21 protein-coding genes are annotated in these 23,070 nt (G+C 62.6%); 5 read left to right on the forward strand and 16 right to left on the reverse strand.

All coding sequences use genetic code 11. From position 1 onward, the window contains the following. Window position 1: 1 nt before the first annotated feature. The 7 genes from uvrC to ACGYLO_RS06760 form a co-directional block, all read right to left on the reverse strand. Window positions 2-1,870: an excinuclease ABC subunit UvrC gene (gene uvrC / locus ACGYLO_RS06730; protein WP_271688221.1), complete on the reverse strand. Its 1,869-nt coding sequence runs from the start codon at window positions 1,868-1,870 to the stop codon at window positions 2-4. Between the two features lie 285 nt (window positions 1,871-2,155). Beyond that, window positions 2,156-2,935 carry an SDR family oxidoreductase gene (locus ACGYLO_RS06735; protein WP_271688222.1) on the reverse strand — a complete coding sequence of 260 codons (780 nt, stop codon included), beginning with the start codon at window positions 2,933-2,935 and terminating at the stop codon, window positions 2,156-2,158. 12 nt (window positions 2,936-2,947) lie between these two features. Beyond that, window positions 2,948-3,907, reverse strand: a complete 960-nt coding sequence (locus ACGYLO_RS06740; RefSeq protein WP_276154277.1) for a calcium/sodium antiporter — start codon at window positions 3,905-3,907, stop codon at window positions 2,948-2,950. Between the two features lie 167 nt (window positions 3,908-4,074). Next, window positions 4,075-4,872 (reverse strand): S49 family peptidase, encoded by a 798-nt coding sequence (locus tag ACGYLO_RS06745; RefSeq protein WP_271689995.1) that lies wholly within the window; start codon window positions 4,870-4,872, stop codon window positions 4,075-4,077. Window positions 4,873-4,931: 59 nt separating this feature from the next. Beyond that, window positions 4,932-5,693 carry an ABC transporter permease gene (locus tag ACGYLO_RS06750; RefSeq protein WP_271688225.1) on the reverse strand — a complete coding sequence of 254 codons (762 nt, stop codon included), beginning with the start codon at window positions 5,691-5,693 and terminating at the stop codon, window positions 4,932-4,934. Then, window positions 5,690-6,619 (reverse strand): ABC transporter ATP-binding protein, encoded by a 930-nt coding sequence (locus tag ACGYLO_RS06755; RefSeq protein WP_271688226.1) that lies wholly within the window; start codon window positions 6,617-6,619, stop codon window positions 5,690-5,692. Before ACGYLO_RS06755 ends, ACGYLO_RS06750 begins: the two co-directional genes overlap by 4 nt. Window positions 6,620-6,682: 63 nt before the next feature. Next, the gene (locus tag ACGYLO_RS06760; RefSeq protein ID WP_271688228.1) at window positions 6,683-7,204 is read right to left on the reverse strand and encodes a CoxG family protein; all 522 of its coding nucleotides are present in this window, start codon (window positions 7,202-7,204) and stop codon (window positions 6,683-6,685) included. Between the two features lie 103 nt (window positions 7,205-7,307). On the opposite strand from ACGYLO_RS06760, the gene ACGYLO_RS06765 reads away from it, so the two are divergent. Then, window positions 7,308-8,288 (forward strand): DMT family transporter, encoded by a 981-nt coding sequence (locus ACGYLO_RS06765; RefSeq protein ID WP_271688230.1) that lies wholly within the window; start codon window positions 7,308-7,310, stop codon window positions 8,286-8,288. Here the strand turns inward: ACGYLO_RS06765 and ACGYLO_RS06770 are convergent. The 6 genes from ACGYLO_RS06770 to ACGYLO_RS06795 form a co-directional block, all read right to left on the reverse strand. Then, on the reverse strand, window positions 8,285-9,250 hold the full coding sequence (locus tag ACGYLO_RS06770) for an NADPH:quinone oxidoreductase family protein (RefSeq protein WP_271688231.1): 966 nt from the start codon (window positions 9,248-9,250) through the stop codon (window positions 8,285-8,287). The two genes, ACGYLO_RS06765 and ACGYLO_RS06770, sit on opposite strands and share 4 nt — an antisense overlap. A gap of 82 nt (window positions 9,251-9,332) precedes the next feature. Further along, window positions 9,333-9,443: a DUF2474 family protein gene (locus ACGYLO_RS06775; protein ID WP_136720396.1), complete on the reverse strand. Its 111-nt coding sequence runs from the start codon at window positions 9,441-9,443 to the stop codon at window positions 9,333-9,335. Beyond that, the gene (gene cydB / locus ACGYLO_RS06780) at window positions 9,443-10,450 is read right to left on the reverse strand and encodes a cytochrome d ubiquinol oxidase subunit II (protein WP_394376369.1); all 1,008 of its coding nucleotides are present in this window, start codon (window positions 10,448-10,450) and stop codon (window positions 9,443-9,445) included. Before cydB ends, ACGYLO_RS06775 begins: the two co-directional genes overlap by 1 nt. Before the next feature lies 1 nt (window position 10,451). After that, window positions 10,452-11,930 (reverse strand): cytochrome ubiquinol oxidase subunit I, encoded by a 1,479-nt coding sequence (locus tag ACGYLO_RS06785; RefSeq protein ID WP_271688235.1) that lies wholly within the window; start codon window positions 11,928-11,930, stop codon window positions 10,452-10,454. 90 nt (window positions 11,931-12,020) lie between these two features. Then, window positions 12,021-13,370 carry a HAMP domain-containing sensor histidine kinase gene (locus tag ACGYLO_RS06790; protein ID WP_271688237.1) on the reverse strand — a complete coding sequence of 450 codons (1,350 nt, stop codon included), beginning with the start codon at window positions 13,368-13,370 and terminating at the stop codon, window positions 12,021-12,023. Continuing rightward, entirely contained in the window at window positions 13,367-14,038 is a 672-nt protein-coding gene (locus tag ACGYLO_RS06795) for a response regulator transcription factor (RefSeq protein WP_271688239.1), read from the reverse strand. Before ACGYLO_RS06795 ends, ACGYLO_RS06790 begins: the two co-directional genes overlap by 4 nt. A 162-nt stretch (window positions 14,039-14,200) precedes the next feature. On the opposite strand from ACGYLO_RS06795, the gene ACGYLO_RS06800 reads away from it, so the two are divergent. Then, window positions 14,201-15,322: a Do family serine endopeptidase gene (locus ACGYLO_RS06800; RefSeq protein WP_271688241.1), complete on the forward strand. Its 1,122-nt coding sequence runs from the start codon at window positions 14,201-14,203 to the stop codon at window positions 15,320-15,322. Window positions 15,323-15,426: 104 nt separating this feature from the next. Here ACGYLO_RS06800 and ACGYLO_RS06805 read toward each other — a convergent pair whose 3' ends face one another. Then, window positions 15,427-16,065: a response regulator transcription factor gene (locus ACGYLO_RS06805; protein WP_271688243.1), complete on the reverse strand. Its 639-nt coding sequence runs from the start codon at window positions 16,063-16,065 to the stop codon at window positions 15,427-15,429. 1 nt (window position 16,066) lies between these two features. Beyond that, the gene (locus ACGYLO_RS06810) at window positions 16,067-18,583 is read right to left on the reverse strand and encodes a PAS domain-containing protein (protein ID WP_271688245.1); all 2,517 of its coding nucleotides are present in this window, start codon (window positions 18,581-18,583) and stop codon (window positions 16,067-16,069) included. A gap of 286 nt (window positions 18,584-18,869) precedes the next feature. Between ACGYLO_RS06810 and ACGYLO_RS06815 the strand changes: the two genes are divergently transcribed. Beyond that, window positions 18,870-19,094, forward strand: a complete 225-nt coding sequence (locus ACGYLO_RS06815; protein ID WP_271688247.1) for a hypothetical protein — start codon at window positions 18,870-18,872, stop codon at window positions 19,092-19,094. Window positions 19,095-19,107: 13 nt separating this feature from the next. On the opposite strand, the gene ACGYLO_RS06820 is transcribed toward ACGYLO_RS06815, so the two are convergent. Further along, the gene (locus ACGYLO_RS06820; RefSeq protein ID WP_067265514.1) at window positions 19,108-19,713 is read right to left on the reverse strand and encodes a helix-turn-helix transcriptional regulator; all 606 of its coding nucleotides are present in this window, start codon (window positions 19,711-19,713) and stop codon (window positions 19,108-19,110) included. 233 nt (window positions 19,714-19,946) lie between these two features. On the opposite strand from ACGYLO_RS06820, the gene ACGYLO_RS06825 reads away from it, so the two are divergent. Both ACGYLO_RS06825 and ACGYLO_RS06830 read left to right on the forward strand, forming a co-directional pair. Continuing rightward, complete coding sequence (locus ACGYLO_RS06825; protein ID WP_271688248.1) at window positions 19,947-20,810, forward strand: alpha/beta fold hydrolase; 864 nt, start codon at window positions 19,947-19,949, stop codon at window positions 20,808-20,810. A gap of 162 nt (window positions 20,811-20,972) precedes the next feature. Continuing rightward, window positions 20,973-23,045 carry an ATP-binding protein gene (locus ACGYLO_RS06830; protein WP_271688249.1) on the forward strand — a complete coding sequence of 691 codons (2,073 nt, stop codon included), beginning with the start codon at window positions 20,973-20,975 and terminating at the stop codon, window positions 23,043-23,045. The last annotated feature ends 25 nt before the right edge of the window (window positions 23,046-23,070 follow it).

A 23,070-nucleotide genomic window follows, 5' to 3' on the forward strand; every position in this document is an offset into this window, starting at 1 on the left:
CCTAGCCTTTTTCATGGAAATAGCCGTAGATCGTCTCAGCCAGCGCATCCGATACGCCCTCGACCGCCTTGAGATCGCTAAGGTTCGCGCGGCTTACCGCCTTGGCCGAACCGAAATGCGCGAGCAGCGCACGCTTGCGCGCAGCGCCGACGCCCGGCACGTCGTCGAGCGGCGTGGCGCTGACCCCCTTGGCCCGTTTGGCACGGTGGGTGCCGATGGCGAAACGGTGCGCCTCATCCCGCAGGCGCTGCACGAAATAGAGCACCGGATCGTTGTGGCGCAGCGCCATGGGGCGCTTGCCGACGCGGTGGAACTCTTCCTTGCCCGCGTCGCGGTCGATGCCCTTGGCGACGCCGACCATGGGGATATCCTCGACCCCATGCTGCGCCATGATAGAGGCCACGGCGCTCACCTGCCCCGCGCCGCCGTCGATCAGCAGCAGATCAGGCCAAAGGCCCCGGCTGCGGTCCGGGTCTTCTTTGATAAGCCGTTTGAAGCGGCGGTGCAGCACCTCTTTCATCATGCCGAAGTCATCGCCCGGGGTCAGGTCATCGCCGCGGATGTTGAACTTGCGGTACTGGTTTTTCATCATGCCTTCCGGCCCCGCCACGATCATCGCGCCGACGGCATTGGTGCCTTGGATATGCGAGTTGTCGTAAACCTCGATCCGCTCGGGCGGCTTGGGCAGGTCAAAAGCATCGGCCAGCCCCTGCAAGAGCTTGGTCTGGGTCGCCGTCTCGGCCATCTTGCGGGCAAGGCTTTCGCGCGCATTGCGCAGGGCCCCGTCGACCAGTTCGGCCTTCTCACCCCGTTTCGGCACCAGGAGTTCGACCTTACGGCCCAGCTTGCCGCTCAGCGCCTCGGCCATCAGATCGGGGTCCTCGATCTCATTGCTGAGGATCAACTGCCGCGGCGGCTCGCGGGTGTCGTAGAACTGGCCGATGAAGGCCTCTAGCACCTCGGCGGCGTCGATCTCGCTCCCGATCCGGGGGTAATAGTCGTGGTTGCCCCAGTTCTGGTTGGCGCGGATGAAGAAGACCTGCACGCAGGCCTGACCGCTTTCCATATGCAGCGCGATAATGTCGGCCTCGTTCACCCCCTGCGGGTTGATGCCTTGGGCGGTCTGAACCTGCGTCAGCGCCTTGATCCGGTCGCGCAGGGCGGCTGCGCGTTCGAACTCCATCGCCTCTGACGCCTCTTCCATGTCCCGCGCCAAACGGCCCTGAATATCCGTCGATTTGCCACTGAGAAACCGCTCCGCATCGCGCACGGTCTCGCGATAATCCTCGGCCGAGATTTTGCCGACGCAGGGGGCGGAGCAGCGTTTAATCTGATGCTGCAAACAGGGCCGCGTGCGGCTGTCGAACATCGCGTTGGAGCAGTCCCGCAACAGGAACACCCGTTGCAACTGGTTCAGCGTCCGGTTCACCGCGCCCGCGCTGGCGAAGGGGCCGTAGTAGCTGCCCTTCTCCTTCTTCGCGCCGCGGTGTTTCTTGATCTGCGGGTAGTCGTGATCGGCGGTGACAAGGATATTGGGAAAGCTTTTGTCGTCGCGCAGCAGCACGTTGAACTTGGGCTTGAGCTGCTTGATCAGGTTCTGTTCGAGCAGCAGCGCCTCGGTCTCGGTCTTGGTCGTCAGAAACATCATCGAGGCGGTATTCGCGATCATCCGCGAGATCCGCGCCGAATGCCCCGTTGGCCGTGCGTAGGATGACACCCGCGCCCGCAGGTTCCGCGCCTTGCCGACGTAAAGCACGCGGCTTTCCGAATCGAGCATCCGATAGACGCCCGGCGAGGAATCGAGCGACTTCAGATAGGCTTGAATCACCTTGCGGCCTTGCGGCGGAGGGCTGTCGTTGGGCGTGTTCATCTCAGGCGCTGATTCTCGTGCTTCGCTGCAATAGGACGGCAATGGGGGCAAGCTTTAACATGTCCACCAAACATGTGGATAACTCTGCCGATAACTTCTGGGCATCTTGGATTTCTCTTTGTTTTTAACATGGTTCGCTGATTTGCCTATTTTTTAGGCGCGCCCATAATATCCTGATTTTCCTCATTCTTTTGTTTACCATGAAACAAGCCCCTGAAAACAAAAGGGTTTCGGTAACACTTTGGTTACATAGGTTAAGGACGTGCAAAACTTCCCGCATGCGCGTCAGTTTCGGGGGCTTTTAGGGCTTGTTTCCCATTGCAAATGCTCTCCGCCATCTGCGCAGATAAGCTGTCCCGTGACCCCCGGCGAATCGATAAAATACCCCAGTGCCGCCGTGATATCCTCGGGGTTCGCGCCGCGACCCAGAACCGTGCCGCGGCGCTGCGCGGCAAAGTCATCGGGGTCTTGATGCGGGCCTTGCAGGGTCGGGCCGGGCCCGATGCCATTCACGCGGATCGCGGGGGCCAGCGCCTGCGCACTGGTGCGCGTCATCGCCCATAGGCCCATCTTGGCGATCGTATAGGTGGTGAATTCCGGCGTCAGATTGCGCACCCGCTGGTCGAGCATATTGACGATCAAACCGCTGGCACGCGGCTCTCCCCCGGCGTCGGTATCCGAGGTCAGCCCCTGCCCCGCCATCGCCTGCGTCAAGACGAAGGGCGCGCGCAGGTTGCTGCCCATATGGCGATCCCAACTTTCGCGCGTGGCGCTGGTGATATCGTCCTGCTCGAAAATCGAAGCGTTGTTCACAAGGCAGGTGATCGGTCCGCCGAGCGCATCCGCCGCGCGGGGCAAAAGCGCCGCGGCTGCGGTGTCGTCGAGAAGGTCAGCTTGCAGGGCCACGGCGCGGCGGCCCATGGCCGCAATCTCGCCGACGGTCGCCTTGGCTCCGCTTTCCGAGGTGGCAAAATGCACCGCCACATCAAAGCCGCGCTGCCCGAGGTAGAGCGCCATGGCGCGGCCCAGACGTTGCCCGGCTCCGGTCACCAATGCCCGCCGCATCTGCTGCCCTCCTCAGATCAGGATGATAAACAAATAAAGCCCGTAAAGCGCGCTCAGCACCACGCCCCAAAGCCGGGTGATATCGCGCCCCAGATAGACGAAGGGGATCAGCAAGAGCGACGCGCCCAACATCACCCAAAGGTCGATCCGCAAGAAGGCTTCGTCGACCGAGATCGGACCGACAAGGCTCGCAATGCCGATGATCGCCAGCAGGTTGAACATGTTGGAGCCGATCACATTGCCAAGCGCCACATCCGCCTGACGGCGCAGTGCCGCCATCACCGTGGTCGCAAGCTCAGGCAGCGACGTGCCCACGGCCACCAGCGTCAGGCCGATCACCGTGTCACTGACCCCATAGGTCTGGGCGATAATCGTGGCGTTATCCACCAAAAGGCTCGCCCCCAAGGGCAGGCCGATCAGCCCGAGGATCAGGAACATCGCAATCTGCCAGCCCGCCATATCGGGGTCCGCGCCTTCGGGCTCCTCCTCTTCCTCTGCCGCACCGCTGCGGCAGGCGTGGCGGTGATCCTTTGCATCGCGGAAAGCGTCGTAAAGCATATAGACCAGACCGGCGAGCAGGATCAGCCCGGCGATCCAGTCAAAGACGCCGCGGAAGGCCAGTGCGATGAACAACAGCGAGGCCGCAATCATCTGGTTATAGGTCTTGCGGGTGCTGCATTCCGAGGTGTGCATCGTCGCCAAAAGCGCCGGAATGCCCAGCACCATCAGGATATTGGCCGTATTCGACCCCACGACATTACCAAGCGCCAGCCCCGGCACCCCGTCCAAAATCGCCTTGACCGAGATCAGCAACTCCGGCGCCGAAGTGCCAAAGGCCACGATGGTCAGGCTGACGATCAACGCAGGCACGCCAAGGCGCAGCGACAGGTTCACCGCCCCTTTCACCAGCGCATCCCCCGCAAACAGCAGGATCACGAGGCCAAGCCCCGAAAGTAGCCATGGCATCAGCATCAACGCCCTCCCTTACAGGCACAATCGCCTTTGCCAATGCGGTAACGTCCGCAGTCACTGCATTTAGACCGGGACAGACGTTTGCCCCCCAGCCAATGCATTTTTCCAAACCAAGCCATGAGGCCCATGGCCACCAGAAACAGCAAAACGATCTTGAAAACCATGGGCTAGAGTCCAAACCGCGCGAAGGCCGCGCGTTCCTCTATGCCCTGCACCGCGTCCTGCATCATCTGCACGCCAAAACGCGACAACAGCCCGCGTTTCACGCCATAGCGGCGCATCCTGACCTTGTCGCCAAAGCGGTCTTTCAGCAGTGGTTTCAGATGGCCGATCCCGTCGATCAACCCCAGTTCGGCAGCGCGTTTCGCCAGCCAGATTTCCCCGGTGAAGAGGTCTTGCCCCTCGGGCAGCTTGCCCGCGCGGCGGGTCTTCACATGGTCGATGAAATTCTCATGGATGTCTTCGAGAAGCACCTTCAGCCGCGCGACATCCTCAGGATTTTCCGGGCGGAACGGGTCGAGCATCGATTTGCTCTGCCCTGCCGTATAAACGCGCCGCTCGACCCCATGCTCGCGGATGAACTCATGCACCCCGAAGGAGGCCGAGATCACCCCGATGGAGCCGACGACTGAGCTTGGGTCCGCGTAGATCTCGTCTGCTGCCGCCGCCAGCCAATAGCCGCCCGAGGCGGCCACATCTTCGACGAAGGCGATGACGGGAATGTTCTTTTCTTCGGACAGGCGCCGGATGCGCGCGCCGATCAACGACGATTGCACCGGGCTGCCACCGGGGGAGTTGATTTCCAAGGCGACAGCGGCGGGCTTGCCCTTGGCAAAAGCCTTTTCGATGACCGGACCCATGGTGGCATCGTTCAACACCGCGCGGCCCTGCGCGCCGATCATGCCGGAAAGCCGGATTACGGAAACGCTGGGCGGGGATTTCAGGAAGGGCAGCCGAATTCTCATGCCCTTCATGTAGAACGCCCACCCCGCGCAAACAAGGCGGACGCCCAAGTTTCGTAGGCTCAGGCCCGCAGACGCCAGCCGGTGCGGAAAATCCACCAGATCACGCCGAGGCAAAGCGCCGTAAACAGCGCGATGGCGGCAAGGCTGGTGATGATCGGCACATCCGCCGCGCCGAAAAACGCCCAGCGAAAGCCCGAGATCAGATAGACCACCGGGTTGAAATGCGAGATCACCTGCCAGACCGGCGGCAGCATCGAGATCGAGTAGAAAGACCCGCCAAGGAAGACCAACGGCGTGACGATCAACAGCGGCACCAGTTGCAACTGCTCGAAATTGCCCGCCCAGATGCCGATGATAAAGCCCATCAGCGCAAAGCTGATGCAAGTCAGGATCAGCAAGGCCACCATGGCGATGGGGTGCTGGATCGTGATGTCGACAAAGAAGAAGGCCGTGATCAGGATGATCGTGCCGATAAAGAGCGCCTTGGTCGCCGCCGCGCCGACATAGCCGATGACGATCTCGAAGAAGTTGATCGGCGCCGAAAGCAACTCGTAAACCGTGCCGATGAACTTCGGGAAATAAATCCCGAAAGAGGCGTTGGAGATCGACTGCGTGATGACGCTGAGCATGATCAGCCCTGGCACGATGAAGGCGCCGTAGCTGACGCCCTCGACCTCATCAATGCGGCTGCCGATGGCGGCGCCGAAGACCACGAAATAAAGCGAAGTTGAGAGCACCGGGGAGATGATGCTTTGCGTGATGGTGCGAAAGAAACGCGCCATTTCAAAAGCGTAGATGGCTTTTATCGCGGTCCAGTTCATGCCGCATCCTCCTTGAGCAGGTCGACAAAGATATCTTCCAAGCTGCTTTGCCGTGTCGCCACGTCTTGCAGCACCAGACCGCTTTCCGCGACCTTGGAGAGCAGCTTGGTGATGCCGGTCCGCTCGGCATTGGTGTCATAGGTGTAGATCAGCGATTGCCCATCGGCGGATAATTCCACGTCCGGCGATTGCAGCGCCAGCGGCACTTCGGTGATCGGCTCGGTCAGTTGGACTTCGAGTTGCTTCTTGCCCATCCGCGCCATCAGCGCGTGTTTCTCTTCGACCAGCAACAATTCGCCCTTGGCGATGACGCCGATCCGGTCGGCGATGGCCTCGGCCTCTTCGATGTAATGGGTGGTCAGGATGATCGTCACGCCCGAGGCTTTCAGCCCCGCCACGATTTCCCACATATCCTTGCGCAGTTCCACATCGACGCCCGCGGTCGGCTCATCGAGAAACAGCACCTTGGGGTCATGCGCCAGCGCCTTGGCGATCAGCACGCGGCGTTTCATCCCGCCCGACAACTCGCGGATCTGGCTGTCTTTCTTGTCCCAGAGCGAGAGTTGCCGCAGGATTTTCTCCAACACCGCCTCATCCGCCGAACGGCCAAACAGCCCGCGCGAGAAGCGCACGGTGTTAATGACCTTCTCAAAGGGTTCGAGATTGATCTCCTGCGGGACCAGCCCGATCATGGAACGGGCCGCGCGGAAATCATCCCGAATGTCATGGCCGCCGACGGTCACCTTGCCGCTGGTCGCGGTGGTGATGCCGCAGATGGTCGAAATGAGCGTCGTCTTCCCCGCCCCGTTCGAGCCCAGAAGCGCGAGAATCTCGCCCTTCTCGATCTGCAAGTTGACCCCTTTGAGCGCCTCGAAACCGCCCGCGTAGGATTTACGCAGGTTCTGAATATCCACGATTGTCGGCATGGTCGTCTCCGCTTTGGTAAGGCGGGCAACCTAACTGGCTTTGCCTTGGGTGAACAGATGCCTTCAGGTCTTGGCGCGGCCGAACCAGCCCTTTTTAGCGGGGGCATCCTCTTCGGCGGTCTCGGGCTCCGCCTCTTCCTCCGCCGGACCTTCGAGCGAGTATTGCAGATTGTCGAAGAACTGATCCGCCATTTTCTTGGCGAAACCGTCGATGATCCGGCTGCCAAGCTGCGCCAGCTTGCCGCCGACCTTGGCCTCGACATCATAACTCAGCTCGGTCCCGCCGTCCTTTTCGGCCAGCCGCACCTCGGCCCCGCCCTTGGCGAAACCGGCGGCACCGCCCTTGCCCTCGCCGGTGATGGTCAGCGCTTCGTTCGGCACCAGATCGGAGAGCGTCACATGGCCCTTGAACGTCGCCTTCACCGGGCCGACCTTTTGCACCACCGTCGCGTCATAGCCCTCTTCGACTGAGCCTGAGACGTCTTGCGCGCCGGGTACGCAGGTTTGCAGCATCTCCGGGTCCAGCAATGCCGCGTAAACCTCGGCGGGGGTGGCGGCGATCTGGCGGGTGTCGGACATCTGCATGGCTGGCTCTCCCTTTGGCGTATCGCAACAGTCTAGCGGGTAATTCTGCGCAAACCAATGTCAAAGCGCTGGACCTCTCGCCCCGGGCTGATAGGTCTTTGCCATGACAAGTAATTCCCATAACCGCGCCGGACTGGCGATCGGGCTGATCCTTCTCGGCGTCGCCGCGATTTCGGTCAATGACATGCTGATCAAACGTCTGTCGGGCGGCTATCCGCTGCATCAGATCGTCTTTACCCGCTCGGCCATTGGGATTCTGCTGGGGCTGGTGCTGGTCAAGCTCGAAGGCGGGTTTCACCTGCTCAAGACGCGACAGCCGGGGCTGCATCTGCTGCGCGGGCTGCTCATCGTGATTTCGAACATGTCCTTCTTTCTGGCGCTGTCGGTGCTGCCGCTGGCCGAGGCGACGGCGCTGTTCTTTGCAGCCCCCCTCTTCATCACGGTGCTGTCGATCCCGCTGCTGGGTGAAAAGGTCGGCCCGCTGCGTCTTGGCGCGGTGATCGTGGGGTTCATCGGCGTGGTAATCATGATGCGCCCTTGGGCCAGCACCGCGACGCTCGAAACCTCCCGCTGGGTTCTGCTGCTGCCGGTACTGGCGGCGCTGACCTATGCGCTGAACCAGTTGATGACCCGCAAGCTGGGCGTGAACTCCAAAGCCTCGGCGCTGATGGTTTATATTCAGGCCGCCTTCGTCGCCGTGTCGCTGGGGTTCTTCGTCATCGCAGGCGATGGGCGGTTCGTGGATGAGGGCAGCAGTGCCTCGCTCCAGTTTCTGTTGCGCGCGTGGATTTGGCCTGCCCGTGAGGATTACCTCACCTTCCTCGGCATTGGGTTGAACATCGCGCTGATCGGCTATTGTCTGAGCCAAGCCTACCGGCTGGGGGATGCCGCCACCGTCGCCCCGTTCGAATATATCGGCCTGCCGCTGGCGGTGTTCTGGGGTTTCGTGATCTTTGGCGACCTCCCGGTCTGGGAGGTTTGGGTCGGGATCGCGCTGATCCTTGCCTCGGGTCTGTTCGTCTACCTGCGCGAGCGCCAAAAGGCGCTGCGCGTGACCCGTTTGCAGGGCGGGCGGCGGGCTTAAGCCGCCACCTTGACCACCACCTTGCCCGTCGCCTTGCGATCGCGCAGCAGGGCCAGCGCCTCATTGGCCTGTTCCAGCGGCATCACGTTGCTGACATGGGGTTTCAGCTTGCCCGCGACATACCATTTGATCAGCTCGGCGAAACTGTCGGTCAGCACCGAAGGTTTGATCTTGGCATAGCCGCCCCAGTAAAAGCCCAAAACGGTGAGGTTCTTGACCAGCAGGATATTGGCCGGAATCTGAGGCACCTCACCGCTCGCAAAGCCCAAGGGGATCAGCCGCGCTTCGGGGTTGCAGGCGCGCATGGCGGCTTTGAACTGATCGCCGCCCACCGGGTCATAGACCACATCCGCCCCGCCCAATTCCTTGACGATGGCGCGGATGTCGTCGGTCTCAGAATTAATCAGGTGGTCGGCGCCCGCCTCTTTACAGACGGCGAGCTTGTCTTCGCCGCGCGCCACGGCGATCACCTCGGCCCCCATCAGCTTGCCCAGTTCCACCGCCGTCAGCCCGATGCCGCCCGACGCGCCCAAGACCAGCAGCCGCTCGCCCGGCTGCAAACGCGCCTTGTAGTCCAAGGCCACATGGCTGGTGCCATAGGCGATCAGAAAGGCCGCCGCGTCGACCGCTGTCATCTCTTCGGGGATCGGCACGCAGACAGCGGCGGGAATGGCGGCATATTCGGCCAGACCGTCAAAGCCGGTATAGGCCGCCACGCGCTGGCCGACCTTCAGGTGATCCACCCCCGCGCCCAGAGCGGTGATCGTGCCCGCCATTTCCATCCCCAGCGTGAAGGGCAGCGGCGGTTTTTCCTGATAGGTGCCTTTGATGATCAACAGATCACCAAAGTTCAGCCCGCAGGTTTCGACTTGGACCAGCACCTCGCCCTGCCCCGGCATGGGCTTCTCAAGCTCTTGCAGGGTAAGCGGTTCGTCATAGGCGGTGACTTGCATGGCGCGCATCGGGCTGTCCTTTCGTGCTGCTTTGGCCCGAAGAGGCCAGAAGCCAGCGCGCTTGGCAAGACCCGTGGCCCGCGCCGCTGCGTTAGCCGGGCATGATCACCAGCCGGATGCCATAGGCCACCACCGCCAGCAGGGCGACGCTGGCCAGCCAAAGCGCCACGAACCAGCCCGCGCGTTTAAGCCAATGGCGCATCAGTGATAGCCCTCCTCGGGTTCGATCTTGCCGCGGAACACCCAATAGGCATAGGCGGTGTAGCTCAGGATCAGCGGCAGCAGCACCAGCGTGCCGACCAGCGCGAACATCAGGCTCTCATCCGGGGCGGCAGCCTCGGCAATGGTCAGGCTGGGCGGGACCATATGCGGGTAGAAACTGATCCCGATGCCGATGAAGCCCAGCACGAAGAGCGCCAGCGCGCAGAAGAACGGCTGCTTGTCGCCGCGGCGTTGCAACCCGCGCAGCATGCCGAAAGCCGCCAGCGCCACGAGTAGGGGCACGATGCCGCTGAAGAGCGCGGTGGGCCACGCGAACCAGCGTTCGAAATAGACTGCGTCGGTGAAGGGCGTCCAAAGGCTGACCAGCCCCATGAAGACCAGCGTCGCCACCGCCAACGGCCATGCAAGGCGGCGCATATGCGCTTGGATGCGGCCCTCAAGCTTCATGTTGAGCCATGTCGCACCCAAGAGCGCATAGCCCGTGGTCACCGCCATACCGGTCAGGATCGAGAAGGGCGTGAGCCAATCCCACCAGCCGCCCGCATAGGCGCGGCCTTCGATCTCAATCCCCTGAACCAGCGCGCCCAAGGCGATGCCCTGACAGAAAGAGGCCACCAGCGAGCCGCCGAAGAATGCCATGTCCCACAGCGGTTTCCAGCGTTTCGTGCGCCAACGGTACTCAAAGGCGACGCCGCGGAAGATCAGCCCCAGCAGCATGAGGATAATCGGCATGTAAAGCGCGGGCATCACCACCGCATAGGCCAGCGGAAAAACGGCGAAAAGCCCGCCGCCGCCCAAGACAAGCCATGTCTCGTTACCGTCCCAGATGGGCGCGACCGAGTTCATCATCACATTGCGCTCGCCCTCATCCTTGGTCATCGGAAAGAGCAGCCCAACGCCCAGATCGAAGCCATCGAGGATGACGTAGATCAACACCGCTGCGGCGATGATCCCAGCCCAGATGAACGAAAGTTCAAGTCCAAACATCTCAGCTCTCCTCGCCTTTGTTATGCGCGGTCTTGTCTCTGACCGCCGCCTCTTCGCCGACAGCAAGGATCGGTCCCTCGCCGCGCGCCGGGTCGTTCTGCGCCGCCCCGTCTTGCGCGTCGTCCCCTTGAACGTCGTCACGCTCGTCTTCCAGCACATGGCCGACAACCGGCTTGCGCATCATCGCCAGAATATACCAAGTGCCCGCGCCGAAGACGAAAAAATAGACCACGATGAAAGCAATCAGGGAGGTCGCGACCGCCGGTGCCTCGATCGGGGCAAGGCTTTCCGAGGTCCGCAACAGCCCGTAGACGGTGAAGGGCTGCCGCCCGACCTCGGTCGTGATCCAGCCCGCCAGCACCGCGACAAAGCCGGTGGGGCCCATCAGCAGCGCCAGCCGGTGCAGCATCGGCGCATCGTAAAGCCGACCGCGCAGCCGCGCGAATGCGGCCCAAAGGCCAAGCCCCAGCATCGCAAAGCCAAGCGCGATCATGATGCGGAAGGACCAGAAAACGATGGCCACCGGCGGCTCATCCGCGTCCGGAATCGTGTCCAGCCCGTCGAGCGGCGCGTTCAGATCATGTTTGAGGATCAGCGACGACAGTTTGGGAATCTCAACCGCGTAGTCGATGCGCTTTTCCTCGGGGTTCGGGATACCAAAGAGGATCAGCGGCGCGCCCTCGGGGTGGCTGTCGTAATGCCCCTCCATCGCCATGACCTTGGCGGGCTGATGCTCCAGCGTGTTGAGGCCGTGCATGTCGCCCGCAAGGATTTGCAGCGGGGTCACCAGCAAAAGCATCCACATCGCCATGGAGAACATCCGCCGCGCCGCCGCATCCGCACGATCGCGCAGCAGGTGCAGGCCCCCGACCCCGCCGACGACCAACGCCGTGGTCAGATAGGCCGCAAGCACCATATGCAGCAAACGGTAGGGGAAGGACGGGTTGAACACGATCGCCCACCAATCCTCGGGCACGAACTGGCCCACGTCATTGATGGCAAAGCCCGCAGGCGTCTGCATCCAAGAATTCACCGACAAGATCCATGTGGCCGAGGCCAGCGTGCCAAGCGCGACCAGCGCTGTGGCGAACATATGCAGCCCGTCGCCCACCCGCTTGCGGCCAAAAAGCATGATGCCCAAAAAGCCCGCCTCAAGGAAAAAGGCCGAGAGCACCTCATAGGCCATCAGCGGCCCGACCACCGGCCCCGCCTTGTCAGAGAAGACCGACCAGTTGGTGCCGATCTGGTAGGACATCACGATGCCCGAGACGACCCCCATGCCAAAGGCCACGGCGAAGATTTTCTTCCAGTAGTTGAAGAGCTTCAGATAGGTCTCTTCGCGTTTCCACAGCCAGAGCGCGTTGAGCACAGCCAGAAAGCTCGCCAACCCGATCGAGAAAGCCGGGAAGATGATGTGGAACGAAACCGTGAATGCGAATTGCACCCGCGCTAGGATTTCGGCGGTGTAACCGTCGAGCATATGAAGCCCCCGCGTATTGTTTCCTGACCTATATAGGACCGGGCGGCGGGAGCGGCACAGGCTAAATTGCCGCAGTGCTTGGCCCGCGTTCTAGCTGTCGAACGTCACCACGACGCGCAGCCCCGGCGCGTTGTCGGCAAGCTCCAGCCTTGCCCCATGGAGTTTCGCGACCCCATCGACCAGCGGCAGACCCAGCCCATGACCCGGCGTGCCCCGGCTGCGATCCAGCCGGTAAAGCCGCTGCAACACTTTGTCGTGGTCCTCAGCCGGAATGCCGGGGCCGCCGTCAGCCACCGTGAGCGTGACCTCCCCCGACGCCTGTTTCAGCGATATCTCAACCGCCTCGGCATCGCCGGAATGGCGCAGGGCGTTTTCGATCAGATTGGCCAGCAGTTGGCCCAACAGCGCCCGGTCGCCCGTGACGTGGACAGGCGTTTCCGACAGGTCGCAGATCAGGCGTTTACCCTGCTCCCCTGCTGCGGGTTCGTAAAGCTCGACCATGGTGCGGCAAAGCGCGGTGAGGTCAACGGGGGTGAAATGAGCGCGGGCCTCGCCCTGCTCCACCTGCGCCAATTGCAGAAGCGATTGAAAGATTGCGGCGATGCCGTCCAACTCGGCACGCGCGCGGGCCAGCGGTTCGGCAAGGTCAGCGCCCGTGGCTTCGGCCCGGTCCAGATCGTCGAGATGGACGGAGACACGCTGAATCGGGGTCTTCAGGTCATGCGCGATATCGAGAGAGACCTGCCGCAGCGCCGCGACAGAGGTTTCCTGCGCCCGAGCCATCTGGTTCACCGCCTCGCCGATGCGCAGCAGGTCATCCGACCAGCGCGGCCCCGGCGCGACCCTTGCGGCCAGGTCCCCTGTCGTCAGCCGGTCTAGCGTGGCGCGGATCACCTCCACATGGCGTTTGGAGCGGCGGGCAAGGATCAGCCCGCCCGACAGCGCGATCAGCACCGTGGGCAGCAGGCTTACCAGCAGAATATTGACGAAAACCTCGCGCAGGGCCGTGATCTCGGCCCGGCTGCGCGCGATGGTCAAAAGCCCGCCATAGAGCGTGTCGGTCAGGGTCAGGTAAACACCCCGATACTCCGCCCGCGCCGCGCCGATCGAGACGATGTGATAGCCCTCGTTATCGCGCGCGATGGCCCCGTTGCCATAAATGCGCCCGTTGGGACCGATGTAGCTGAGGATCAGCCGGTTCGGGTCGGTCTCACGCGATTCCGCCTCGACCAGCCGCGCGAGGGCGGCGGCGCCGGGGGCAGCACGAAAGCCCGCCATGTCCTGTGCCAGATCGGCGCGGATCGCCTGTTCGAAGGACCGCTGGGTGACGGCATAACTGGCCGCGAGGCTGAGCAGGCTGACGATGGTGAACAAAAGCACCAGCAAAAGCGCCAGACGTAGCGGCATTGACCGCCAGAGCCCCGCCAGCCGCGCCCTCATGCGTCGATCCTATAGCCAGCGCCACGCACGGTCTGGATGAGTTCGCTGTCAAAGGGCCGGTCGACCTTGGCGCGCAACCGGCTGATATGGGTCTCCACCACATTGGTCATTGGGTCAAAGGAAATGTCCCAGACCGCCTCCAGCAGCATGGTGCGGGTCTGCACCCGGCCCTTGCGGCGCAAGAGATGCTCCAAGAGGGCAAACTCCCGCGGCAGCAGGTCGATCTCTTGGCCCGCCCGCGTCACCCGGCGGCTGATGAGGTCCATGGTCAGGTCGCCCGCGCGCAGGACCGTCTCCTGCTCCAACGCCTGCGGGCGGCGGGCCAGTGCGTTGACCCGCGCCGAAAGCTCTCCGAAGGCGAAGGGTTTGACCAGATAGTCATCCGCCCCGGCATTGAGCCCGTCGATCCGGTCCTCCACCGCGCCCATGGCCGTCAGCAGCAGGACCGGGGTGGTATTGCCCGCCCCACGCAGGGTTTTCAGCAGCGTCAGCCCATCCAACTCGGGCAGCATCCGGTCAAGGATCAGCACGTCATATTGCCCGGTGGTGGCCTGTACCAACCCGTCGCGGCCATCCGCGACCACATCCACCGCATGCCCCTCTTCGCGCAGGCCGCGCGCGATATAGGTGCTGGTGGTGGTATCGTCTTCGACAACAAGCAGTTTCATCGTGTCCTCATGTAGGATTGCCGATGAATTATGCCAAATTCGCCGCCCGTGCAGCCCAGAGGCGGCAATCTCACAAATTTGTATAGGGCACGGCAAGGCACTGTAAAACCGCAGGTCCAGATAGGCTCCCGGAACGACCGAATGCACAGCAAGGAGCATGCAATGACCAAGACCCTTTCCAAAGCCCCCCGCGCCGCCGCCCTTGCGCTGAGCGCCGCGATGGCCGCGACGCCGATGCTGGCGCTGGCCCCCTCGGCCGCGCTTGCGGTCCCGCCGGGCGGCTATGCCGACCTGGTCGAGGCCGTCTCCCCGGCCGTCGTCTTCATCGAAGTGACCGGCAAGCAGCAGCAGGCCGTGGCCCAGCAACAGCTGCCCCCCGGCATGCCCGAGGAACTGCGCCGCCGGTTCGAGCACATGCTGCCCGGTCAGGATGGCGCCGCCCCCGCTCCGCGTCAGGGTCTGGGTTCGGGCTTCATCATCTCCGAGGACGGCCAGATCGTGACCAACCACCACGTCGTCGCAGGTGCCGAGACAGTGACCGTGAAACTCGCCGATGGCCGTAAGTTCGACGCCGAAGTGGTGGGCAGTGACGCGATGACCGACATCGCGCTGCTAAAGGTTGCCGCGGATGTGGACCTGCCCAAAGTGGACTTCGGCACCTCGAAAACCCTGCGCGTGGGTGATGAGGTCGTGGCCGTGGGCAACCCCTTTGGCCTTGGCGGCACCGTCACTTCGGGCATCGTTTCGGCCCTGTCGCGTGACATTCAGGCCGGGCCTTTCGACGACTTCATCCAGACCGACGCGGCGATCAACCGCGGCAACTCGGGCGGGCCGCTCTTTAACAGCGAAGGCGAAGTCGTGGGCGTGAACACCGCGATCCTGTCGCCGGGCGGCGGTTCGGTCGGCATCGGCTTCTCGGTGCCCTCGGATCTGGTGCAGACCATCGTCGCCGATCTGGCCGATGACGGGTCGGTCGAGCGGGGCTGGCTGGGCGTGCAAATCCGGCCCATGACCCCCGAGGTCGCCAATGTGCTGGGCTATGACGAGCCGCGCGGCGCGGTGATCGAAGCGATCACCGAAGACAGCCCCGCCGCCAAAGCGGGCCTTAAGAAGGGCGACATCATCCTGTCCTTCGGCGACACGGAAGTGGACGATCTGCGCGACCTCACCCGCGCCGTGGCCACCACCACGCCCGAGAGCGCGGCAGAGGTCGTCGTGCTGCGCAAAGGGTCTGAACAGACCCTCGACGTGACCGTGGGCGCGCTGGAACCCAAGCCGGCGTGATCCACGCCTTCCCGGCGCCCCTCATGCCGCCGGGAAGCCCCAGCCCTTCGCCCTCGCCGGGGGCTAGGCAGCCTGCCCCGGTGGTCCTGCACTGCCGGGGCTTTTTACGTCCCCTCGCCGCCATCACCTTCGCCTGATGGTGCATTATGCATATGGAACCGCACCAGTTCCGCCACGGAATTCGCCTCAAGCTTGCGCATCACCCGCGCGCGGTGCACCTCGACCGTCTTGATGGAGATGTCCATCTCGCTGCCGATCTCACGGTTCGACAGCCCAGCCGCCACCCGCTCGAACACCCGATGCTCCTGCGGGGTGAGCCGGGCCAGAAGCTGCGCATTTTCGACCTCTGCCGCCTTGCTCCTGCGCCGGGCCGCATCGGACTGCAGGGCCGCGTTGATCAGGTCGAGCATGTTTTGGTTGTTAAAGGGTTTTTCAATAAAATCCACCGCCCCCGCCTTCATCGCCGTCACAGCGGTAGAGACATCGCCGAAGGCCGTCATCAGGATCAGCGGCAGTTTGATCCCCCGCGCGTTCAGCGCCTTTTGCAACTCCAAACCGCTCATCCCCGGCATCCGCACATCGCTCACAAGGCAGCAGCAACCGCTGTCCTCATAGCTATCGAGGAACGCTGCCGCCGATGCAAAGGGAATGGCGCGCAGCCCGACGGAGCCCAGCAACCACACCAGAGACTCCCGCACCGCGGCGTCATCATCGACGACGTAAACGATCCCTTCTTCCGACATTCTACTTTTGCACCTCCAGCGGCAGACGCACGGTCAGGCAGGCGCCTTCGGCATCGGATTTCGTCACAGCGATCGTTCCGCCATGGGACAGAACGATCGTTTCGCAAATCGCCAGCCCCACGCCAAGCCCCTTGTCCTTGGTCGAGCGGAAGGCGCTGAAAGCGGTCTGCGCGGGCATGTCCGGGGCAAAGCCGCGCCCCGCATCGGCCACGTCGATCACGATCTCCCCAGCTTCGCAGCGCGCGGTGACCGAAACTTCGGCATCCGCACGCTCCGCCTCCCGACAGGCGTCGATGCCGTTCTTGATGAGGTTAATCAACAGCTGCTCGATCTCGATCCGGGCGCAATGCAGGGCGACTTCGCCACATTGATCGTTGATGGCCACGGTGACCCCGGTGGCCGAGCTTTCGGGCTGGATCAGCAGTTGCACCGAGCGGAGGATCTCGTCAAAGCGGACCGCATTGCGGTCGGCATCGTCGCTATGCAGATAGTTCGACATGGAGCGCAGGATGGCGCTGGCCCGTTCAGATTGGCTTTGCATATTGTTGAGCACGGCGATCATATCCTCTCTCTCAAGCTGGTCGTTCTTGGCACGCAGCACGCAGCCTGCGGCAAAATTGTGAATAGCGGCTAAAGGCTGGTTCAATTCATGGGCGATGGCGGCGGTCATCTGGCCCAGAGTTTCGCGCCGGTTGAGCAGTTGCAGCGCCGTTTCATGCCGGTGCAGCCGCTCTTCGCGCTCGACCTTTTCGGTGATGTCGGCGGCGATGGTCAAAAGCCCGCCCGCGGCCACGGGGTAATCCGTCACCTCTAACCAACGGCCCGTCGATGTCCGCGCACGAAAGAACTTGGCCGGGGTGTTGCGCCGGTCGCGCCGCTGCGCGCTCCAGCGGAACTTGCCTTCGGTGGTCGTCGCCAATTTGCCGGTCTGGGTGAAATGGGCGAGCAGTTCATCGAAGTGTTTTCCGATGATTTCGCCCTCCATCCCGGCATAGGTCGCGCGATATTCCTCGTTGCAATAGACCAGACGGTCGCTGCTGTCGAAGAGCGCCACCATGGTCGAGATATTCTCGAAAGCCAGCGCCAAAGCCTCCAGCGCGCTTTTGCGCTCGGTCTCGGCGGTGGCGATTTCGGTCATGTCGAAACAGGTGCCGCGATAGCCTGCCAGTTCCGCTTGGGCATCGAAGAAAGGTTTGCCCGACATGTCGATCTGCCGTGTCCGCCTCTTGCCCAAGGACAGGACCAACCGCAGATCACGAAAGGCTTCTCGCGCGGCGAAGCGTTGTTGTAGCAGCTCGTAATCCCCTTGCTCTTTCGCCACATCGGCTTCGGCAAGGGTCTTACCCAGATCGAAGATCGGGGTCTCCGCATCGGTCTGACGGCCCCCGCCTGACAGAAAGGTGAAACGCCCTTCGGCGTCCATCTCCCAGACCCAATCGGTCGCGCTTTCGGTGAAGTCGCGAAAGCGGGTTTCGCTTTCCACCAGTTCGGTCAGCACGTTTTGCTGATCCGTCACATCTTGGATCGCGGCCAGCAGATGCACATGACGGCCCCGGTCCAAACGGCGAATGCAGGCCCGCGCTTCGATCTGGCGTCCGCTGGCGGCAAGAAACTTGACGTTCTCCACCACATCGCGCGGACGGCTGCCTGCCATATGCAGGTTGTTGCGGATCGTGGCGCGGCTGCGCGGCTCCACGAAACTTTGCCCCTGCTGCCACATCTCGCGCAGGTTCTGCGCGTCGCGGCCCAAAAGCGCCTCCACCTCGGGCGAGGCATCGACCAGCGCGCCCTGCTGATCCCACTCCAGATAGCCGATCCCCGCCACCTCTGCCGCAAGCGCATGTTTCGCCGCGCTGACCTCTGCCTCATGCACCGCGTCCTGCACGGCGGAGCGGTCCATGATCATGACCAGCACCCCCACCACCTGCCCCCGGTCGGACAGCGGCTGATAGACCGCCGCCCCTTGGGTGCGGTCCAGCACGGGGCGCGAGAAATCGAAATGCCATGTGACCTGCCGCCCGGCCAAGGCCTTTTCAAGGTTGTCCGAAATCTCGTCCAGCAGGTCCGGTGGGACGATCTGCGACAGGTGTTTGCCCACGATCTGATCCGCTGGCCTGCCGAAGGACGCGCTATAGGCGTCATTGACGAAAGCATAGGTCATATCGGGCGTGAGAAAGGCCGCCTGCACCGGCAAATGGTCGAGGAAGTCGGGCAATCTGCGCCGTGTCTCATCGGTGTTGGCGGTGTTTTGCAACTTGCGCCGGTTGCGCATCACGCGCCAGACCTGCGCCACCAGCACCGCAAGCGCCGCCACCGCAAAGACCAGTTCGATCGGATCGCTATAGGCGCCGCCGCGCGGGGCCGATGCCGACACCACGGCGACATAAAGCGCCAAGACCGCAACCGCGCCCCCCACGGCGAAGCGGTTGATCGCATCGCCGATCTGCTTGGCGATCATCACGCCGGACAAGACGATCCCGCACAGCGCAATCAATGTAAACGCCGCGACCAAGCTCATGCGCACCTCTACTTTCCCTCGAAAGGTCTGTCCTTTTGGCCCCCCTGTCTATTGGGGGAAACCCTGACAAAGAGCGATTAATCTGCCTCGCAATACGGGTATACGATGCCGCGCCATAAAATCGTGAAAATATCTGCCCCAATTTCAGCAGCTTGTTCCCGACTATAGGGGATAACCCTGACCCGGCTGGGGCTTTGCCCAATTGGCGGCGCAATTTCAGGCCGGTAGCTTGTGCTCACCCCACGGAATTGGCCGTGTGATACATGGTCAAAACGCGGATTTTGCAGTGACAGATAGTGAAACCCCACCCTCGAAGTCCTCTGACGAAAAGGCAGAGAGCAAGACGCCCACGCAGGCCGATCTGATGGAGATCCGCAGCCTCTACGCTCAGGCCGACGCGATGGCCGAAGCCGCTGAGAAAGCGGGCAAATCCGACGGTGAAGCGCAGCCTGCCGCGGCCCCGCCCCCACAGAGCGCCGAACAGGGTGATGAATGGAATGACGCGGGCTAAGCGCCGAGACCGCTCACTTCGTACTGTTGGACACCACATGGTCACTGTCGATCCCGCCCAACGAATGAAACAGGCCCGACGTATTGCTGACCCCGAATTTCTTGAGCAATTTGGCGCGATAGACCTCTACCGTCCGGTGCGAGATATCGAGGTTGAGCGCGATTTGCTTGCTGGTCAGCCCCTCTGCCAGATGGCTCAGGATCTCGCGCTCGCGCCGGGTCAGCGGCAGATAGGGCCGCTCGGCAGAGAGATCCGCAAAGCTCCAGACCGCGCGGTCGAGCGGGCGTTCGGGGGTGAAGGAATGGCCGCGCACCCGGCACCAGAACAGGCTGCCGTCGCGCCGTGCCATGATGCGCTCGTCCCAATAGGTATTGGTCTTTCGCAGCTGGTCGACGCCGCGGTCGCGGATATTTACGAACTCTTCATCCGAGGGATAGAGAATGGCGAAAAGCTGGTCGCGCAGATCGCCGCGCGCATAGCCGAACATCGCCGCGAAGGCGTTGTTGCAGTCGCGGATGCAGCGGTTCTCGGTCACCACAAGCCCGACGGGCGCATGAACAAAGGCAAGCTCTTCAAAGCGCCCCTGCGCAAAGCAATCGTCGGTACGTATTTCCACCATCTTGCTCCGTTTAACTCTATTTCGGATGCTGAAACCGCAAGCTAGTCGACGGGAGGAGGCGGCGCAACACGGCGCTGGCCCGTGCAGGGAGGACGCGATGCTAACACGCAAGCGCATGGCGGACGCGCCATGATCGCGCGGGCCGCGGACGCGCGGGTACGGCTGGCAGGGGGCAAGGGCGCGGGTGGCATCACCCGCGCTATGCCCATGCTGACCCGGAAAGGCACGCGCCAATGACCGCCCCCCATTTCCACTTTGTCCCCGTAATAGGCCATGAGGTGCATGTCGCCGAATGGGGTGATCGCCAGAAACCTGCATTGCTAATGCTGCACGGTCTGGCCCGCACAGGGCGCGATTTCGATGAGGCCGCCGCTGCCCTGTCGCGGGATTTCCATGTGCTCTGTCCCGACATGATCGGGCGCGGAAGGTCGAGTTGGGCGCGAGACCCTGAGGTGGAATATTCGGTCGAACATTACGCGCAAATCGCGACGGGGCTTTTGGATCACTTCCAGATCGACCGCGCCGCGTGGTTCGGCACCTCTCTGGGCGGCATGATCGGGATGCATGTCGCCTCTAGCCCTGAGGCCCGGCGTGTCAGCGCCTTGGTGGTGAATGACATCAGCCCCGAACTGCCCGAGGCGGCGGTGCAGCGGATCCTTTCCTATGTGGGCAGCCTGCCCGCCTTCGACAGTTTCGCAAAAGGAGAAGCCTGGCTGCGGAAGACCTACGCCCCCTTCGGCCCGGCGGCAGATGCCTATTGGCAGCGCATGGCGCGCACGTCGCTACGTCGCCGTGGGGATGGGCGGCTGACCCTGCATTATGATCCGCGCATCACCGTGCAGTTTACCGCCTCGGCGCATGAGTTGTCGACATGGGACCGTTGGTCACGGACCCGCACGCCCACCCATCTGCTGCGCGGCGCGCAGTCGGACCTGCTGCAACCCGAGGCCGCACAGCGGATGACGCAAAGCGGCCCCCGGCCCGACATGACCGAATTCCCCGGCTGCGGCCATGCGCCCAGCATGTCCAACCCCCAAGATATCTCTCTGCTGCGTCGCGTTCTGGTTGAATTGTTGGGACAATCCGCACCCTCATAGGGGCGATTAATGCAAAATTGACGCTACCGCCCCGGCATTTGGATGCATCCGGGTATTTTCCTTGCGTCAACAAAGTACTGTGCGGTCTAATGTCCTCGGGGCGTATCCGGCCCTCAGAAGGCCGGAGCGTGGAGGACAGGGACCACTTTGGGCAAAGCCGGCATGGAAAAGATCAGAAATGCGCTGTCTCAGCGTGCGAAACGGATTGTCGTGCTGGTCGCGCTCTGCGCCGTTGTCCTTGGCTTTGGCCATCGGATCGAGACGCTGTCCTACCAGACCTACATGCAGGATCTGGAGCTCGACACCACCTTGGAGCTGATCGAAGTCCGCGAACGGATCCGCGCGGATATCTTCGAGCAGATCCTGAAACTCCGCGAATTGGCCACCGTCATCAGCGAGAACCCGACGATCACCCAATCCGAATTCAGCGCCCGCGCGGCAGAGTTCATGGCCGAGAACCCAGATGTCATCAACCTCGCCGTGGCCCCGGACCTCGTTGTTACCATCGTCCACCCCTATGAGGCCAATCGCGGCGTGCTGGGGCTGGACTATCGCCAGAACGCGGCACAATTGCCGAAAGTCGAACAGGCTTTGCAAAGCGGCGAGGGGCTGGTGACCGGCCCGGTCGATCTGGTACAGGGCGGGCGCGGGTTGATCCTGCGACATCCGATCTTTGATTCAACCGGCACCAATGCCGCGCCGGACACGCCTTGGGGCATCCTTTCGATGGTGGTGGATTACGATGCCCTCGTCACCCGGTTACAAATCCCCGAACTGACCGAGAAATACGATCTGGCCATCCGCGAGTTGACGCCAGAGGGAGAGGTCGAACAGACCATCATCGGCGACCCAGAAATGACCTTGGTCGACCCGATCAAGCTCGACTTCAGCTTTGCCTTTGGCACGTGGCAACTGGCCGCCACGGTCAAAGGTGGCTGGCCAGAGCACCGCCCGGACTTCTGGCTGAACTGGCTCTTGCGTCTGCAAGGCGCGCTCGGCGTTACGATTTTCGCGTGGTACATCATGCGTCTGGCCGACAACCGCAAACTTGCCGAAGAACGGCTGCGCACCGGTGTCGAAGCCTTGGACCACGGTTTCGTTATGTATGACGCCAAGGGTACCTTGGTGCTTTGCAACGAAAAATACCGCGAGATTCATGGCTATAGCGACGTGGTGAAGCCCGGCTCGACCTATGAACAGATCGTGCGGGACAGCATTCGCCGCGGCATGGTCCCCGATGCCATCGGCAAGGAAGAGGAATGGATCCGCATCTGGCTGGAAAAGCGGGAGAACGGCGCCTTCGAGACCGAGCAGCGCATGCCCGATGGCCGCATCATCCGCACCTCGGACCGGCGGATGAAAGATGGCAGCGTCGTGGGTCTGCGGATCGACGTGACCGATCTGAAAAAGGCGCTTTTGACCGCCGAGGACGCGAACAAGGCCAAGACCGATTTCATGGGCGTGCTGAGCCATGAGTTGCGCACGCCGCTGACCGTCATTCTGGGCCATGTCCGCCTTGCGCGGCATTTTGACCGGACCCCGGCGGCGCGTGACCTATGCACCGCCATCGAGGCTGATCCCCAGACCCGCGAAACGCTCTCTCCCAAGCTGTCGGCGACCATGTCCAAACTGGGCGACATCATGCAAACGGTCGAGCGGTCGGGCAATCACCTGCTGACCCTGATCAACGAGGTGCTCGACTTTGCCAAGATCGACGCGGGCAGCCTGTCCATTGCGATGGAGCCGGTGCAGATCGACGATATCGTCACCCCGACCGCAGATCAGCTGCGCCCGATGGTCGAAGACAAAGGGCTGGAGTTAAAGGTGAAATCGGCCAGCGGCGTGATGCTGGCGGATGGCAAACGCATTCAGCAAGTGTTGATCAACCTGCTGAGCAATGCGACGAAATTCTCCGACGAAGGGACCATTTCGCTGACCTGCCGCATTCGGGGGGAGGTGGTGGAATTCCGCGTGACCGATTCCGGCATCGGCATCCCCGAAGATGAGCTGGAGCGCGTTTTCGAACCCTTCCATCAGGTCGATTCCACCGCCACCCGCCGCTTTGGCGGCACCGGGCTGGGCCTTGCCATTTCGCGCGACATCGCCACCGCCCATGGCGGCAGCCTTGTCGCCACCAGCATCATGGGCAAGGGCAGTAGCTTTTTGCTGACCCTGCCCCTGCGCCCTGCCATTGCCCTCGCCGCCGCCGAAGCGCGGGAGGCCGAGGTGGCCTGAGCGCCGCACCTCGGCTCTTCAACAC

Origin of the sequence: Sulfitobacter sp. 1A13353 (assembly GCF_043557255.1) — a bacterium.
In the GTDB taxonomy this organism is placed as follows: domain Bacteria; phylum Pseudomonadota; class Alphaproteobacteria; order Rhodobacterales; family Rhodobacteraceae; genus Sulfitobacter; species Sulfitobacter faviae.

Coding starts and splice junctions, on each gene's coding strand:
- uvrC (WP_271688221.1), bottom strand. CDS start 1,870: ATGAACACGCCCAACGACAGCCCTCCGCCGCAAGGCCGCAAGGTGATT.
- ACGYLO_RS06735 (WP_271688222.1), bottom strand. CDS start 2,935: ATGCGGCGGGCATTGGTGACCGGAGCCGGGCAACGTCTGGGCCGCGCC.
- ACGYLO_RS06740 (WP_276154277.1), bottom strand. CDS start 3,907: ATGCTGATGCCATGGCTACTTTCGGGGCTTGGCCTCGTGATCCTGCTG.
- ACGYLO_RS06745 (WP_271689995.1), bottom strand. CDS start 4,872: ATGAGAATTCGGCTGCCCTTCCTGAAATCCCCGCCCAGCGTTTCCGTA.
- ACGYLO_RS06750 (WP_271688225.1), bottom strand. CDS start 5,693: ATGAACTGGACCGCGATAAAAGCCATCTACGCTTTTGAAATGGCGCGT.
- ACGYLO_RS06755 (WP_271688226.1), bottom strand. CDS start 6,619: ATGCCGACAATCGTGGATATTCAGAACCTGCGTAAATCCTACGCGGGC.
- ACGYLO_RS06760 (WP_271688228.1), bottom strand. CDS start 7,204: ATGCAGATGTCCGACACCCGCCAGATCGCCGCCACCCCCGCCGAGGTT.
- ACGYLO_RS06765 (WP_271688230.1), top strand. CDS start 7,308: ATGACAAGTAATTCCCATAACCGCGCCGGACTGGCGATCGGGCTGATC.
- ACGYLO_RS06770 (WP_271688231.1), bottom strand. CDS start 9,250: ATGCGCGCCATGCAAGTCACCGCCTATGACGAACCGCTTACCCTGCAA.
- ACGYLO_RS06775 (WP_136720396.1), bottom strand. CDS start 9,443: ATGCGCCATTGGCTTAAACGCGCGGGCTGGTTCGTGGCGCTTTGGCTG.
- cydB (WP_394376369.1), bottom strand. CDS start 10,450: ATGTTTGGACTTGAACTTTCGTTCATCTGGGCTGGGATCATCGCCGCA.
- ACGYLO_RS06785 (WP_271688235.1), bottom strand. CDS start 11,930: ATGCTCGACGGTTACACCGCCGAAATCCTAGCGCGGGTGCAATTCGCA.
- ACGYLO_RS06790 (WP_271688237.1), bottom strand. CDS start 13,370: ATGAGGGCGCGGCTGGCGGGGCTCTGGCGGTCAATGCCGCTACGTCTG.
- ACGYLO_RS06795 (WP_271688239.1), bottom strand. CDS start 14,038: ATGAAACTGCTTGTTGTCGAAGACGATACCACCACCAGCACCTATATC.
- ACGYLO_RS06800 (WP_271688241.1), top strand. CDS start 14,201: ATGACCAAGACCCTTTCCAAAGCCCCCCGCGCCGCCGCCCTTGCGCTG.
- ACGYLO_RS06805 (WP_271688243.1), bottom strand. CDS start 16,065: ATGTCGGAAGAAGGGATCGTTTACGTCGTCGATGATGACGCCGCGGTG.
- ACGYLO_RS06810 (WP_271688245.1), bottom strand. CDS start 18,583: ATGAGCTTGGTCGCGGCGTTTACATTGATTGCGCTGTGCGGGATCGTC.
- ACGYLO_RS06820 (WP_067265514.1), bottom strand. CDS start 19,713: ATGGTGGAAATACGTACCGACGATTGCTTTGCGCAGGGGCGCTTTGAA.
- ACGYLO_RS06825 (WP_271688248.1), top strand. CDS start 19,947: ATGACCGCCCCCCATTTCCACTTTGTCCCCGTAATAGGCCATGAGGTG.
- ACGYLO_RS06830 (WP_271688249.1), top strand. CDS start 20,973: ATGGAAAAGATCAGAAATGCGCTGTCTCAGCGTGCGAAACGGATTGTC.